This window comes from Caulobacter soli (genome assembly GCF_011045195.1).
GTDB lineage: Bacteria > Pseudomonadota > Alphaproteobacteria > Caulobacterales > Caulobacteraceae > Caulobacter > Caulobacter soli.
The window spans coordinates 513,321-527,433 of record NZ_CP049199.1; the positions used below are offsets into that span (position 1 = coordinate 513,321).

15 protein-coding genes are annotated in these 14,113 nt (G+C 67.8%); 10 read left to right on the plus strand and 5 right to left on the minus strand.

The genetic code is table 11. From position 1 onward, the window contains the following. The first annotated feature begins 4 nt into the window (after positions 1 to 4). The 3 genes from G3M62_RS02425 to G3M62_RS02435 are packed head-to-tail and all read left to right on the plus strand — an operon-like array spanning position 5 to position 1,865. The gene (locus G3M62_RS02425) at positions 5 to 349 is read left to right on the plus strand and encodes an MmcQ/YjbR family DNA-binding protein (RefSeq protein WP_165184436.1); all 345 of its coding nucleotides are present in this window, start codon (positions 5 to 7) and stop codon (positions 347 to 349) included. Further along, on the plus strand, positions 346 to 993 hold the full coding sequence (locus G3M62_RS02430; protein WP_165184437.1) for a Pr6Pr family membrane protein: 648 nt from the start codon (positions 346 to 348) through the stop codon (positions 991 to 993). The genes G3M62_RS02425 and G3M62_RS02430 overlap by 4 nt, the downstream gene beginning before the upstream one ends. 32 nt (positions 994 to 1,025) lie before the next feature. Beyond that, positions 1,026 to 1,865 carry an aldo/keto reductase gene (locus tag G3M62_RS02435; protein WP_165184439.1) on the plus strand — a complete coding sequence of 280 codons (840 nt, stop codon included), beginning with the start codon at positions 1,026 to 1,028 and terminating at the stop codon, positions 1,863 to 1,865. Positions 1,866 to 2,004: 139 nt separating this feature from the next. Here G3M62_RS02435 and ppk2 read toward each other — a convergent pair whose 3' ends face one another. After that, positions 2,005 to 2,766 carry a polyphosphate kinase 2 gene (gene ppk2, locus G3M62_RS02440; protein ID WP_165184440.1) on the minus strand — a complete coding sequence of 254 codons (762 nt, stop codon included), beginning with the start codon at positions 2,764 to 2,766 and terminating at the stop codon, positions 2,005 to 2,007. Between the two features lie 46 nt (positions 2,767 to 2,812). On the opposite strand from ppk2, the gene G3M62_RS02445 reads away from it, so the two are divergent. The 3 genes from G3M62_RS02445 to G3M62_RS02455 all read left to right on the plus strand — a co-directional run bounded on the left by G3M62_RS02445 (position 2,813) and on the right by G3M62_RS02455 (position 6,705). Continuing rightward, positions 2,813 to 3,529 (plus strand): 16S rRNA (uracil(1498)-N(3))-methyltransferase, encoded by a 717-nt coding sequence (locus G3M62_RS02445; protein WP_165184442.1) that lies wholly within the window; start codon positions 2,813 to 2,815, stop codon positions 3,527 to 3,529. Between the two features lie 16 nt (positions 3,530 to 3,545). Further along, positions 3,546 to 5,195, plus strand: coding sequence for a family 43 glycosylhydrolase (locus tag G3M62_RS02450; RefSeq protein ID WP_165184444.1), 1,650 nt, complete (start codon positions 3,546 to 3,548; stop codon positions 5,193 to 5,195). A 151-nt stretch (positions 5,196 to 5,346) separates the two neighbouring features. Beyond that, complete coding sequence (locus G3M62_RS02455; RefSeq protein WP_165184445.1) at positions 5,347 to 6,705, plus strand: glutamate--cysteine ligase; 1,359 nt, start codon at positions 5,347 to 5,349, stop codon at positions 6,703 to 6,705. A gap of 150 nt (positions 6,706 to 6,855) precedes the next feature. On the opposite strand, the gene G3M62_RS02460 is transcribed toward G3M62_RS02455, so the two are convergent. Then, positions 6,856 to 7,008, minus strand: coding sequence for a hypothetical protein (locus G3M62_RS02460; protein ID WP_165184447.1), 153 nt, complete (start codon positions 7,006 to 7,008; stop codon positions 6,856 to 6,858). Between the two features lie 114 nt (positions 7,009 to 7,122). Beyond that, positions 7,123 to 7,677: a DUF427 domain-containing protein gene (locus tag G3M62_RS02465; RefSeq protein ID WP_165184449.1), complete on the minus strand. Its 555-nt coding sequence runs from the start codon at positions 7,675 to 7,677 to the stop codon at positions 7,123 to 7,125. 183 nt (positions 7,678 to 7,860) lie between these two features. On the opposite strand from G3M62_RS02465, the gene G3M62_RS02470 reads away from it, so the two are divergent. Both G3M62_RS02470 and G3M62_RS02475 read left to right on the plus strand, forming a co-directional pair. Further along, entirely contained in the window at positions 7,861 to 9,744 is a 1,884-nt protein-coding gene (locus G3M62_RS02470; protein WP_165184450.1) for a peptide MFS transporter, read from the plus strand. A gap of 140 nt (positions 9,745 to 9,884) precedes the next feature. Beyond that, positions 9,885 to 11,630, plus strand: a complete 1,746-nt coding sequence (locus tag G3M62_RS02475) for a flavin monoamine oxidase family protein (RefSeq protein ID WP_165184452.1) — start codon at positions 9,885 to 9,887, stop codon at positions 11,628 to 11,630. Between the two features lie 3 nt (positions 11,631 to 11,633). On the opposite strand, the gene G3M62_RS02480 is transcribed toward G3M62_RS02475, so the two are convergent. Both G3M62_RS02480 and gloB read right to left on the minus strand, forming a co-directional pair. Next, positions 11,634 to 12,101, minus strand: coding sequence for a cupin domain-containing protein (locus G3M62_RS02480; protein ID WP_165184454.1), 468 nt, complete (start codon positions 12,099 to 12,101; stop codon positions 11,634 to 11,636). A gap of 2 nt (positions 12,102 to 12,103) precedes the next feature. After that, positions 12,104 to 12,850, minus strand: coding sequence for a hydroxyacylglutathione hydrolase (gloB, locus tag G3M62_RS02485; RefSeq protein ID WP_165184455.1), 747 nt, complete (start codon positions 12,848 to 12,850; stop codon positions 12,104 to 12,106). 82 nt (positions 12,851 to 12,932) lie between these two features. Between gloB and G3M62_RS02490 the strand changes: the two genes are divergently transcribed. Together G3M62_RS02490 and G3M62_RS02495 are read left to right on the plus strand one after the other, a co-directional pair. Next, positions 12,933 to 13,739 (plus strand): class I SAM-dependent methyltransferase, encoded by an 807-nt coding sequence (locus tag G3M62_RS02490; RefSeq protein ID WP_165184457.1) that lies wholly within the window; start codon positions 12,933 to 12,935, stop codon positions 13,737 to 13,739. Positions 13,740 to 13,767: 28 nt separating this feature from the next. Continuing rightward, positions 13,768 to 14,112: a P-II family nitrogen regulator gene (locus tag G3M62_RS02495; protein WP_012284474.1), complete on the plus strand. Its 345-nt coding sequence runs from the start codon at positions 13,768 to 13,770 to the stop codon at positions 14,110 to 14,112. Position 14,113 lies beyond the last annotated feature (1 nt).

Below are 14,113 nucleotides of genomic sequence, written 5' to 3' on the forward strand. Positions count from 1 at the left end.
GCTCATGACCTACGAGGATGTGCGCGCCTTCGCCTTCAAACTGCCCGGGGTGACCGACGGGACCTCGTACGGCCATCCCAGCCTGAAGGCGCACGGCAAGTTCCTGACCCGGCTGAAGGAGGACGGCGACAGCCTGGTCTGTCCCGGCGTCGGGTTCGACGAGCGCGAGATGCTGATGCAGGCCGAGCCCGAGACCTTCTACGTCACCGACCACTACCGCAACTATCCCTACGTCCTGGTCCGCCTGTCTCGGGTCGAGGCCGGCACGGTGGAGCGGCTGCTGGAGCGCCAGTGGCGGGCGACCGCGCCGAAGAAACTGCTCAAGGCCTATGACGCGGAGCGGGCATGAAGACCCTGTGGCGAAGCGCGGCGGCGACCCTGGTCTGGCTGGGCGTGCTGATCCAGTTCTGGCTGATGGTCCACGGTCGCCCGCCGGCCGAGGCCGCCCACGCGATCGTCAAGTTCTTCAGCTTCTTCACGGTGCTCAGCAACATCGCGGTCGGGACCGTGCTGGCCGCGCCGCTCCTGGCGGCGGACCGGCCGTTGGGGCGATGGGCGGAGAGGGCCGGCGCGCGGGTGGCGATCGGCGTCTATATCGCGATCACGGCGGGCATCTATCACACCCTGCTGGCGGGGCTGTGGCGGCCCACCGGCCTGCAGCTGTTGGCCGACGTCCTGCTGCATAGCGTGACGCCGGCCCTGTTCCTGGCCGACTTCCTGGCTTTTCCGCCGCGCGAAACCGCCAAATGGGGCTCGGCCTGGAAGGCGCTGGTCTTTCCCCTGGCCTACGGCGCCTGGACGTTGATCCATGGCGCGGCGACGGGCTTCTACCCCTATCCGTTCCTCGACGTCGGCAAGCGCGGCTATGGCCCGGTGCTGGTGACGATGCTGATCATGGGCGCGGGCTTCTACGCCGTGACCCTGGCCTTGACCGGCCTGCAGCATCTGCAACGGCGGCTGACGCGGAAGGCGCGAGCGCCTATATCGGCCTGACCGTTTCGTCCCTCCCGCCTGGAAGATCCGCCATGCCTCATTCCATCCCCGACATCCGCGCGGGCGACGTGACCATGCCGGTCATCGGCGTGGGCACCTGGCAGCTGGAGGGCGGCGTCGCCCAGTCGGTGGTCGAGCAGGCCCTGGAGCTGGGCTATCGCCACATCGACACCGCCCAGGCCTATCGCAACGAACAGGACGTCGGCGCGGCCCTGGCGGCCACCGGCGTGCCGCGCGACGAGATCTTCCTGACCACCAAGGTCTGGGTCGACCAGTTCGCCCAAGGTGATCTGCAGCGCTCGGTCGAGGCCAGCCTCAAGCGCCTGAAGGCCCCGCAGGTCGACCTGCTGCTGCTGCACTGGCCCAAGCCCAAGCCGGCCCTGGCCGAGACCATGGCGGCGCTGAACGACGTCCACGCCCGCGGCCTGACCCGCGCCATCGGCCTGTCGAACTTCCCGTCGGCCCTGATGGCCAAGGCCCAGGCGGCCTCGGAGGCGCCGATCGCCACCAACCAGGTCGAATACCATCCCTACCTGTCGCAGAAGACGGTGATCGCCAAGGCCAAGGCGATGGGCTCGACGATCACCGCCTGGTCGCCCCTGGCCCAGGGCAAGGTGGCCGACGACCCGGTGCTGATCGAGATCGGCGAGGCCCACGGCAAGACCCCCGGCCAGGTCACCCTGCGCTGGCAGGTCCAGCAACGCGTCGCCACCATCCCGCGCAGCCGCAACCCGGCGCGGCTGGCCGAGAACTTCGACATCTTCGACTTCGCCCTGTCGGACGCCGAGATGGCCCGGATCTTCGCCCTGGCGTCGCCGGACGGGCGGCTTGGGCCGTGGCTGGATCCGGCGTTCGAGTGGGATGTGGACTAAGGACCCTCCCCCTGTGGGGGAGGCGATCGCGCAGCGATCGGTGGGGGGAGATCTGGGATCGCTGATCCAGGCTATGGCTGTCGGCCTATTAATCCCCCCACCGTCGGCTTCGCCGACACCTCCCCCATAGGGGGAGGATTTACTTCGCCAGCCGCCCGTCCTTCAGCGCCGTCGGCTCGAACTTGAAGATCACTTCCGGGTCGGGCTTGGCGATCCCCTTCAGCAGCTTCTTGGGCGCGGAGACGTGCAACAGCCAGCGCAGGATGTTGATCCGCGCGGCCTTCTTGTGGTTGGCCCGCACGCAGACCCAGGGGGCCGGCGTGGAGTGGGTGCGCATCAGCATCTCGTCGCGGGCGGCCGAATAGTCGTCCCACTTGGCCTGGGCCACGGCGTCCAGGTCGCTGACCTTGAAGGCCTTCAACGGCTCCTCGCGGCGGGCCTTCAGGCGTTCGGCCTGGGTTTCCTGGTCGATGTCGAGCCAGAACTTGGTCATCTTGACCCCGTTCTCGACCAGCATCAGCTCGAAGGCCGGCACGTCGCGCAGGAACTGCTCCTGCTCGTGCGGGGTGGAGAAGCCCATCACCCGCTCGACCCCGGCGCGGTTGTACCAGGAGCGGTTGAAGACCACGGCCTGGCCGGCGGCGGGCAGGTGGCGGACATAGCGCTGGAAGTACCATTCGCTGCGTTCGTGGTCGCTGGGGGCGGGCAGGGAGATCACCTGGGTGGCGCGGCGGTGGGCGTGCTCGGTCAGGCGGGCGATGGCCCCGTCCTTGCCGGCGGCGTCGCGGCCCTCGAAGATCGTGACGGTCTTCCAGCCTTCCTTGATGGCCTGGCGCTGCAGGCCGATCATCGCCAGCTGCAGGTCGCGCAGTTCGGCTTCGTAGTCTTCAAGCTTGCTCATTCTTGGAGCCTACCCCCGTCTGGTCCAGTTGCGCTAGAAGAGCGGCATGATCCGTCTTTTCGTTCCCCACCCCCTCAAGGCCGGCGCCGGCGTCGCGCCCACGGTCGACCAGTCGCGCTACCTGACCGCCGTGATGCGGCTCAATGTCGGTGACGAGATCCTGGTGTTCAACGGCCAGGACGGCGAGTGGCGCTGCAGCCTGACCGAGGCGGGCAAGCGCGGCTGCCTGCTGCGGGCCGAGGAACAGACCCGGCCCCAGGCCCATGGTCCCGATCTCGACCTGGTGGTCGCCATGGTCAAGCGCGGCCGGGTCGAGACCATCGTCGAGAAGGCCGCCGAGCTGGGCGCGCGCCGCGTGCGCCTGACCCAGACCCGGCGAACCAATGTCGACTTCCTCAAGCTGGGCCGCCTGGACGCCATCGCCATCGAGGCGGCCGAACAGACCGGCCGCCTGGATGTGCCGGCCGTCGACGACCCGATGAAGCTGGACAAGATCCTGGATGGCTGGGAGCCCGAGCGGCGGCTGGTCTTCTGCGACGAGGCCGGCGACGCCAAGCCGATGATCGAGGCCCTGGCCGACACCTCGGCGCCGGCCGCCATCCTGATCGGTCCCGAAGGCGGCTTCGCCCCCGAGGAACGCGAGCGCCTGCGGTCGCTGCCCTTCGTGATCCCGGTCTCGCTGGGTCCCCGCATCCTGCGCGCCGACACCGCCGCCATCGCCGCCATGACCCTGTGGCAGGCGGCGGCCGGCGACTGGCGCTAGAGCTCAGGAGACCCGCATGGCCCGTTCCCGCCGCGAGGCGTTGCTGCTCGGCCTGGCCTCGGCCGGAGGCTTGGCCGCGCCAGCCCAGAGCGCATCCCGTACGCCGATCGCCAAGACCGGGCGGCCGGGCGTCGAGGGCCAGAGGCGGGCGGATCTGGGCGATGGTTCCTACCTGAACCCGGTGCTGTCGGGGGATCGGCCCGATCCCAACATCCTCAAGGACGGCGACGACTACTACGCGGTGTTCTCGTCGTTTCTCTACTATCCGGGGGCGGTGGTCTGGCGCTCGCGCGACCTGGTCAACTGGACGCCGGTGGGCCCTGCTCTGAAGACGCCGCTGGGTTCGGTCTGGGCGCTGGACATCGCCAAGCACGACGGGCGCTATTTCATCTATATTCCAGTCCTGGTCGCCAGCTCGGCCGAGGGCCTGCCCTTCAAGCTCTATGTGGTCCACGCCGACAGCATGGACGGCCCGTGGAGCGAGCCCGTCGACATGGGGATCGACGGCTACATCGACCCTGGCCACGCCGTGGGCGAGGACGGCCGACGCTATCTGTTCCTCAACGACGGGCATCGCGCGCCGATCACGGCGGATGGCCTGCGCGGCGACGGGCCGGTCGAGAAGGTCTATGGCGGCTGGCCGATTCCCGACGACTGGGTGATCGAGGCCTTCGCGCCCGAGGGACCCAAGATCCTGCGCCGCGGCGGCTGGTTCTACCTGTTCTCCGGCCAGGGCGGCACGGCCGGACCGCCGACCAGCCACATGGTCGTGGTGGCGCGATCCCGCTCGATCCATGGGCCATGGGAGAACTGTCCGCACAATCCGATCATCCGCACCACCAGCATCGACGAGCCGTGGTGGTCGCGCGGTCACGCCACCCCGATCCAGGGACCGGCCGGCGACTGGTGGTTCGCCTATCACGGCTACGAGAACGGCTTTCGCACCTTGGGACGCCAGATGTTGCTGGCGCCGTTCGAATGGACCGCCGACGGTTGGCCCAAGGCCCTGGGCGGTGACCTCTCCCGACCTCTGCCCAAGCCCAAGGGCGCGTCCATGGACAAGGTCGCGGACCAGCGCGGCGTGGCGCTGTCGGACGATCTTCGCCGCGACGTCCTGGGCGCGAAGCTGGCCTTTTACGCGCCGGCGGACGGCTATCTGGAACGGGCGCGCTTTGGCGACGACGGCCTGGTCCTGGAGGGCCAGGGCAAGGGTCCGGCGGACTCCTCGCCCCTGGCCTTCATCGCTGGAGACCGGTCGTATGAAGTCACGATCGATCTCGAGATCCAGGGCGCCGGCCAGGGCGGCCTGCTGCTGTTCTATAACGACAAGCTCTTCTGCGGCGTGGGCGCCGAAGCCGGCAGGCTGCGCGCCTACAAGATGGGCGTCGAGCAGACCTATCCGTCGCCCGGTGCGATGGAAGGCCGGCGCCTGACCCTGCGCGTGGTCAATGACGAGAACGTCGCCAGCTTCTTTATTCGCCAGGGCGACGGGGCCTGGCGCCGGATCGTCTCGTACGAGGTCGCCGGCTATAACCACAACATGGCCGACGGCTTCGTCAGCTTGCGGCCGGCGCTGTTCGCCTCGGGCGAGGGCCGCACCGTCTTCCGGTCGCTGTCGTACAGGGCGCTGGAGCGCGGGGCGAAAGTCGTGTCGCGGCGGACCTGACGGCGAAACCAAAACTCCGTCTGTTGCGAAAGGCTGGGCGGGGCCCTTGAGGTTCGCTAAGAAAACGCCCAACTGCGCAGCACGACAGTTCGCGGGCGGGTCGGAGGGCGACGCCCTCCCTTCTTGATGCGTGTTTTGGGAGGGATGGCCGATGGCCGAAGCCGTGAGCCAGGAGCGTCCGCTGACGCTCGACGATCTGACCGCCTATTTCGCCGCCGGCTCCAAGCCCAAGGACCAGTTCCGCGTCGGCGCCGAGCACGAGAAGTTCGGCTTCTACCTGAAAGACCATTCGCCCGTTCCCTACGAGGGCGACAAGGGCGTGCACGCTCTGCTGACCGGCCTGCAGCGTTTCGGCTGGAAGCCCGTGATGGAAGGCCCGACGATCATCGGGCTGGAGCGCAACGGCGCCAATGTCAGCCTGGAGCCGGGCGGCCAGTTCGAGCTGTCGGGCGCGCCGCTCAAGACCATGCACGACATCTGCGAGGAGACCGGCCAGCACCTGGACGAGGTCAAGACCGTGGCCGACGAGTTGGGCCTGGGTTTCCTGGGCCTGGGCTTCTCGCCGGTCTGGAAGCGCGAGGACGTGCCGGTCATGCCCAAGGGCCGGTACGTGATCATGCGCAACTACATGCCCAAGGTCGGCGGCCTGGGCCTGGACATGATGCTGCGCACCTGCACGGTGCAGGCCAATCTCGACTTCTCAAGCGAAGCCGACATGGTCGCCAAGTTCCGCATGAGCCTGGCCCTGCAGCCCATCGCCACGGCGCTGTTCGCCAATTCGCCGTTCACCGAGGGCAAGCCCAACGGCTTCCTGTCGGCCCGCGCCAACGTCTGGACCGACACCGACGCCGACCGCACCGGCCTGCTGGACTTCGTGTTCGAGGACGGCTTCGATTTCGAGCGTTACGCCCGCTACGCCCTGGACGTGCCGATGTATTTCGCCAAGCGCGGCGACAAATACATCGACCTGGCCGGCCGCAATTTCCGCGACTTCATCGACGGCAAGATCCCCGAGCTGCCGGGCGAGCACGCCTCGATCAAGGACTGGGCCGACCACACCACCACCCTGTTCCCCGAAGTCCGCCTGAAGACCTATCTGGAAATGCGCGGCGCCGACGCCGGGCCGTGGAGCCGCCTCTGCGCCCTGCCGGCCTTGTGGACCGGCGTGTTCTACGACGACGCGGCCCTGGCCGCGGCCTGGGACCTCTGCAAGCACTGGACGGCCGAGGATCGCGCCGGCCTGCGCCGCGACGTGCCGAAGCTGGGTCTGAAGGCCCAGGTGGCGGGCCGCTCGGCCCAGGACGTGGCCAAGGACTTCGTCGCCATCGCCAAGCAGGGCCTGAAGGCCCGCGCCCATCTGAACGGCGGCTTCCTGGACGAGACGATCTATCTGGGCGACCTGGAAGAGATCGCCGACAGCGGGATCACGCCCGCCGAACGGCTTCTGGCGCTCTATAACGGCGCGTGGAATGGCGACATCAACCGGGTGTTCGAGGACTTCGCCTACTGAGGTCTATCGACATTCAAAGGCCGTGCATGGCCCTTGTCCTTCGACAAGCTCAGGATGAGGACCATTTATAGGCTTCGGCATTCGGAAACCTCATCCTGAGCTTGTCGAAGGACGAGGTTTTCGCTTCCCAACGCTGAATGTCGGCACGCCCTAGAAGATCGCGCGAACCGTCGCGATGATCCCGACCCAGGCCAGCAGGCTGGCCGCCACGGCGGCGAGCCGGCCCCAGGCCAGTTTCGACCGCGCCGGACGCGCTGCGCGCGAGGGCGGATGCAAACGGGAATCATAACCGACGTAAGCCACGACGTTTCTCCCTGGACGCCTCTCTGACGGAGGCCTCGCGCTCGGCGCTGCGGTCATTGCAGCGCTTGAAAGGTTAACGAAAGCTTTACACTCTAGGTAGAGGGAAAACGGGCTTCAGATCGATCCGGTTCCCTCATAGGGCTTGGCGACGGGCGGGGGCCCCTCTTCGCGGAAGTCGTCGCCTTCCCAGGCCTCGTCGTCCGGCATCGAGACGTTGGACGCCCAATGCTCGGCCTGGCTGGAGCCCGAACCGCTGTCGGTGTGCCGGACCACCTCGTTGACGTCGACCGCGCGGGTCTCGGCCGCGGTCAGTCCGGCGCGCTTGAAGTCCACGTGCTCGGGATAGAAGGCCAGGCGGCCGGCGATCTGGCTGACGCCGGGCAGCGGGGCCTCGTACGACCACACCGCGTTCTCGATGATCCGGGCGTCGCGATGGATCGTGTAGTAGCTGGCCTGGCCCTTGTAGGGACAGTGGGTGACCTTGTCGGTCTTCTGCAGGAAGTCCATGGCCACGTCCGAGCGCGGGAAGTAGCGCACCGGGGCGTAGTCGGCCTCCTTGAGCACCAGCACGTCGCCGCTGTCGGCGATCTCGTGGCCCTCGAAAAGCACTTCCACCCGTCCGTCTTCGCGCGAGCAGGTGATGGGATGGTCCTGAGTGGGGTCGGTCATGATAAATCTCCCGCCTGAGTGGGCGTCGCCTAGGAAACGCGCGGAGAGGGAGCGCGGCTCCGAAGCGGCAAGCCATTGCTTGTGAAACCCAAAGCCCCGTGATCTTCTCCCCGCCAATTGGGGAGGGGAGGGCGAAACCACCTGCTGGTCGCCCGCGCCGCTTGTACGTTTCAAGGTTCGTGAATGAATATCGTTGTCGCCGCCGGCATTCTGGTCACCCTGGTGACCGGCGTACCCGTGCTTATCCAGCTGCTGCGGGGCCATCCGCGCGGCCTGATCATCTGCTTCCTGGCCGAGATGTGGGAGCGTTTCTCCTACTACGGCATGCGCGGGCTGCTGATCTTCTATCTGACCCAGCACTTCCTCTTTGATTCGAAGACGGCCGGCGGCCACTACGGCTCCTATACTTCGCTGGTCTATATCGTGCCCCTGCTGGGCGGCTTCCTGGCCGACCGCTATCTGGGCACCCGCAAGGCCGTGGCCTTCGGGGCGATCCTGCTGGTGGCGGGCCACCTGACCATGGCGGTCGAGGGCCGTCCGGCCACCCAGACCCTGGCCTATGCCGGCCAGACCTACGACTTCCAGGTCAAGGGCCGCGGCGAGGAGCGGACAGCCAAGATCATCGTCGCCGACAAGCCCTACGAGGTGGCGGCCAACGACAAGGGCGACTTCGAGATCAAGAACCTGCCGGCCCAGTCGGCCCTGCCCTCGGTGCTGCCCAAGGGCCAGTACCAGCTGGGCGTGAAGGACCGCGATCCGCTGTACCTGAACATCTTCTGGCTGGCCCTGGCGCTGATCATCGTCGGCGTGGGCTTCATGAAGGCCAATGTCGCCACCCTGGTGGGCCAGCTCTATCCGCAGGGCGATCCGCGCCGCGATCCGGGCTTCACCCTCTACTACTACGGCATCAACCTGGGCTCGTTCTGGGCGGCCATCCTGTGCGGCCTGCTGGGCGTCAACGTCGGCTGGAACGCCGGCTTCGGCATGGCCGGCATCGGCATGCTGGCTGGTTTCGTGGTCTTCGTGTTGGGCAAGCCCTGGCTGCTGGGCAAGGGCGAACCGCCCGAGCCGGTCAAGCTGAAGGCCCCGGTCGTGGGTCCGCTCAACCGCGAGGGCCTGATCTACGCCGGCTCGCTGGGCGTGGTCGGAGTGATCTTCTTCCTGGTGCAGTACACCCCGGTGGTCAGCGCCACCCTGATCGCCGGCATGTTCGGCTCGCTGGGCTACATCTTCTGGTTCGCCTTCGTGAAGTGCGAGAAGGCCGAGCGCGAGCGGCTGCTGCTGGCCACGGTGCTGGTGCTGGGCGCGGTGATCTTCTGGGCCCTGTTCGAACAGGCCGGTTCGTCGCTGAACCTGTTCGCGGCCACCAACGTCAACCTGACCCTGCTGTCGCATCCGGTGAAGTGGCTGGGCGGGGCGATCGTGCTGGGCGCGCCCGAGCAACTGGCCGCGGCGGGCATCGACCCGGCCGGCAAGCTGTGGGTCAACACCGCCTTCAACGCCGCCCAGACCCAGGCGATCAACGCCGGCTGGATCCTGATCTTCGCCCCGGTGTTCGCCGCGCTCTGGACCGTTCTGGGGCGACGCGGTCGCAATCCGGGCCCGATGGTCAAGTTCGGCCTGTCGCTGATCCAGGTCGGCGCCGGTTTCCTGATCCTGCTGGTCGGCGCGCACTTCGCCGACGGCGCGTTCCGCATGCCGCTGATCTTCCTGATCGTGATGTACATGCTGCACACCTCGGGCGAGATGTTCATGTCCCCGGTCGGCCTGTCGCAGATGACCAAGCTGTCGCCGCTGTCGATCGTCTCGTTCGTGATGGCGGTCTGGTACATGGCCCTGGCCATGGGCAATCTGGTGGCCGGCTGGATCGCGGGCATCGCCTCGACCGAGACCATCGGCGGTCAAGTGCTGGATCCGGCCGCGGCCATGACCCAGTCTCTGCTGGTGTTCAAGGTCGTCGGCCTGATCTCGATCGGCCTTGGCGTGGTGTTCCTGGCCCTGTCGCCGATCCTCAAGAAGTGGTCGCACGGCTCGGACGACACCACCCCCGAGGCCGTCGCGCCCTAGCGGTGCGACACGCGCGAACGACGAAGGCCCCGGAGCGATCCGGGGCCTTTTTCATGCGCGATCGTCGTTGACGGGAATAAATCTACAATGCACGCTATGGTCGATATGGCGGCGTCTGACCGTCTGTTGGGGAGGGCGTCATGGGAACGACCTACACGATCTTCGGCGCGGGCCCGGCGGGTCTCTATACCGCCTGGCGACTGGTCACCGGCGGCAAGGCCGTGGCGGGCGACACCGTCGAGCTGATCGAGTGGGGCGACTACGCCTTCGACGGTCCCGGCTCGGGCACGCGCTTGCCGGCCGGGCGGATCGTGACCCACTTCTGCGACGACGACCCGACCCAGTCCTATGTCGAGGCCGGGGGCATGCGGTTCATCGAGTGGGACGGAACCCAGGGCCACCAGCTGGTCACCCTGACGATCAACAAGCTGGGCCTGGGCGGATCGGTGGTGCCGTTCAACACCACCACCAACCCGCTGCTCTATCTGCGCGGCGAGCACATCTATCAGAACAACCTGGCCACCCAGCACGCGCCCTACAACACGCCGGGCAACAACGCCGCGCCGGCCGCGCAACTGTTCGCCAACATCTCCGACCTGATCACCGGCGTTCCGGCGCCCTCGACCCGCACGGCCCAGTGCCAGTTCTACGGCGACGGGACCCTGCCGCCGACCTTCAATTCGTTCGTCTATCGGCCGGGCTCGACCGCCGGCAACATCGGCTACTGGAACATCTTCTACGACCAGGCCGGCAACGAGGGCTACGAATACGCCTCGGACGCGGGCGGCTACACCTCCAACGTCATCAACTGGAACGCCGCCAACGCCGCCGTCTACAACAGCGAGTTCGCGCCCGGCGGCCAGTTCAAGACCGTGCAGGGCGGCTATTCCCAGGTCTTCGTCCAGCTGTTCCAGCAGACCCGGACGGCGGCGCGGAACGCCGGCGTCGGGTTCAGCCTGCAGGCCAACACCCGGCTGCATTCGGTCTGGCTCGAGGACGGCGTCGTAAACTACCGCCTGGCCACGGCCGCCGACCCGTTCAAGGGTGGGCCGACCCTGACCACGCCCAACGCCTTCCTGGCCATGCCGCCGGCCTCGCTGGACCTGGTGGCCGAGGCCACCCGCTACGCCGACCTGCCGGACGGCACGCTGGACATCATGAACCAGCGGCCCGTGCAGCTCTACATGGACGGGGTGATCCGCCAGCCGTCGATGCGGGTGATGCTGTTCTTCGACAGCCCCTGGTGGGAGACCTGCCCCTATCCGCCGGACCTGACCAGCGACAAGCTGCCCAACACCTTCGGCCCGACCATCACCGACCTGCCGCTGCGCCAGGTCTACTATTTCGGCAACAACAGCGACGGCAATCCGAACCCCGTCTACGGCGTGCTCGCCTCGTACGACGACATGCAATACGTGCAGTTCTGGCAGGAGCTGGAGCTGCACGTCGACGAGCGCCGCACCATCCCGCTGGAGGAGGACTATCAGGTCCTGCATGCGCCGGCGCGGGCCAATGACACCATGATCCGCATGGTGCTGCTGGAGCTGGCCAAGGTGCACTACGGCAGCCCCGACGACGCCTGGAAGATCCCGTACCCGGTCTCGGCGGTCTATAACGACTTCTCGTTCAACCCGTTCGGCGCCGGCTATCACGCCTGGGCGGCGCATTACGACATCTGCGACGTGATGCAGAAGATCCGCCAGCCCACGGGCCTGGTCGACTGCGCTCAACCCGCCAACCTGTTCATCATCGGCGAGGCCTATTCCAACGACCAGGCCTGGGTGGAGGGCGCGTTCTGCACGGCGGAGTCGGTGCTGGTCGACTATTACGGCATGACCACCATCGCCGACACGACCAACTATCCGCTGATCTGCGCCTGCAAGTGATCGCTAGGAGCGCCGCAGGGCCTGGGAGTGGGGCCGCCAATCCTTGGGAGCCAGCTCGAAGCCGTCGAAGTGGAAGCCGGGGGCCACGGTGCAGCCGACCAGGGTCCAGGGACCCAGGCTGACGGCGCTCTGCCACCAGCCGACCGGTACGATGACCTGCGGGCGGGCGCCGCTCCGCAGGTCGGGGCCCAGGACGTGGGTCGTCGCGCCCTGGCCGTCGGGCGGCGACAGGGTGATCGAGATCGGCGCGCCGGCGTAGTAGTGCCAGACCTCCACCGCGTCGATCCTGTGCCAGGCCGACTGCTCGCCCGCCTGCAGCAGGTAGTAGATCGCGGTCGAAGCGGGACGGCCCTCGTCGGCCGGCGTGTCCTCGAAGGTCCGGTTGTACCAGCCGCCTTCCGGATGCGGCTGCAGGTCCAGGAGGCGAATGACCTCGTTGCCGCTCAGTTCGCTCGAGATCGCCGACGCCATGTTCACCCCTTGAAGCTGTCCTTGGCGGCTCGAATCTCGCCGAACGCCTCGGCCGGCGCCAGATGAGGCCGCAGCAAAGGCGCGCGCAAGAAGGGATTGGTGGCTTTTTCCAGCCCGATCGTGGTCGGCACGGTCGGCTCGCCCCGTTCGCGGGCGGCGAACACCGCGTCCGCCCGATCCTTGAGCGCGGATGCGTCGTCCACGGACAATGCGAAGCGGGCGTTCGAGGCGGTGTATTCGTGGGCGCAATAGACGGTGGTGTCGTCGGGCAGGGCGGTCAGCTTGGACAGCGACCCCCACATCTGCTCGGCCGTGCCCTCGAACAGGCGGCCGCAGCCCAGGGCGAACAGGGTGTCGCCGACGAAGGCGATGTGGTCCGTCGCGTCGTGATAGGCGATGTGGCCCAGGGTGTGGCCGCCGGTGTCGATCACCGCCAGGGGGGTCTGCCCCAGCATCACCGTGTCGCCCTCGACGACCGGGCGATCGAGCGGGGCGATGCGGGTCACTTCCTGCGGGCCGACGATGGTCGCGCCGGTCGCCGCCTGGACCGCCGCGTTGCCGCCGGCGTGGTCCGGATGCCAGTGGGTGTTGAGGATCAGGTCCAGTTTCCAGCCCAGCTTGCCCAGTTCGGCCAGGATGGCGTCGGCGTCCGGGGTGTCGATGCTGGCCGTCGTTCCGGTGGCGTCGTCGCGCACGAGAAAGCCGTAATTGTCCGACAGGCAGGGAAACTGGTGGACGGTCAGCGACATGTTCTCGACTCCGGCAGGGTGTTGGACGTGACGCGAGGTGTCCGCCCGCCTACATAGATGATGCCATCGTTCGGGAGACTCAATGCGCCGCGACGTGCTCGATCTCAGAGCCTTCTACGCCAGTCCGCTCGGACGCTCGGCCCGCGAGATGCTGGGGCGCAAGGTCGAGGAGGCCTGGGGCGACGCGCGCGGGCTGGACGTGCTGGGCCTGGGCTACGCCACGCCGTTCCTCGAAAGAGCCCGTCCCCAGGCGCGCCGGGTGGTGGCCGCTATGCCGGCCGCCCAGGGCGTCGAGGTCTGGCCCAGCGGCGGGTCCAACGCCGCGACCCTGGTCGAAGAGACCGCCCTGCCGTTCGCCAACGCCATGTTCGACCGCATCCTGGCCGTCCACGCCCTGGAGGAGGCCGACGATCCGGCCGCCGTCCTGCGCGAGATCTGGCGGGTCATGGCGCCCTCGGGCCGGCTGATCGTCGCGGTGGCCTCGCGCGACGGCCTGTGGGCCGGGGCCGAAAGCACGCCCTTCGGCCATGGCCGACCGTTCAGCCGCCACCAGCTGGAAGCCCTGCTGCGCGAGGCGGACCTGGAACCGGCCGGCTGGACCCGCGCTCTCTACGCGCCGCCGATGCCGGTGGCCGCGCGCTGGGCCGAGGGGTTCGAGCAGGTCGGGGCGCGTCTGTGGCCGCGCTTCGCCGGCCTGATCCTGATGGAGGCCGTCAAACAGACCTTCGCGGTCAAACCGCGCGGTAGCCGTGCGCGGGCCAGGGTGTTCGCGCCGGGCGTGTTGGCCCCTTCGCCGGGAGGTCCGGCGCCTGTTCGAAAGGCGCCGGGTAATCTAAATGCCGCAAAGCCCTTGGAGCCATCGATTCCCGGGCCTAGCCTCAAGTCGTGAAACAAGCCGTGTCAGCGGGAGCCGCGCCATGAAGATGATCGTCGCCGTTATCAAGCCCAGCCGTCTGGACGCCGTGCTTGAGGCGGTCACCGAGGCGGGCGCCTCGGGCCTGACGGTCACCGAGGTGCGCGGCTACGGCCGACAGAAGGGCAAGACCGAGGTCTATCGCGGCGCCGAGTACGAGGTGAAGCTGCTGCCCAAGGTCAAGCTGGAGATCGCCGTGGCCAACGACGTGGTCGAGCCAGTGGTCGAGGCCCTGCAGCGCACCGCCAACACCGGCAAGATCGGCGACGGCAAGGTGTTCGTCATGGACCTGGAACAGGCCCTGCGCATCCGCACCGGCGAACGCGACGCCGCCGCGATCGCGGGCTGAG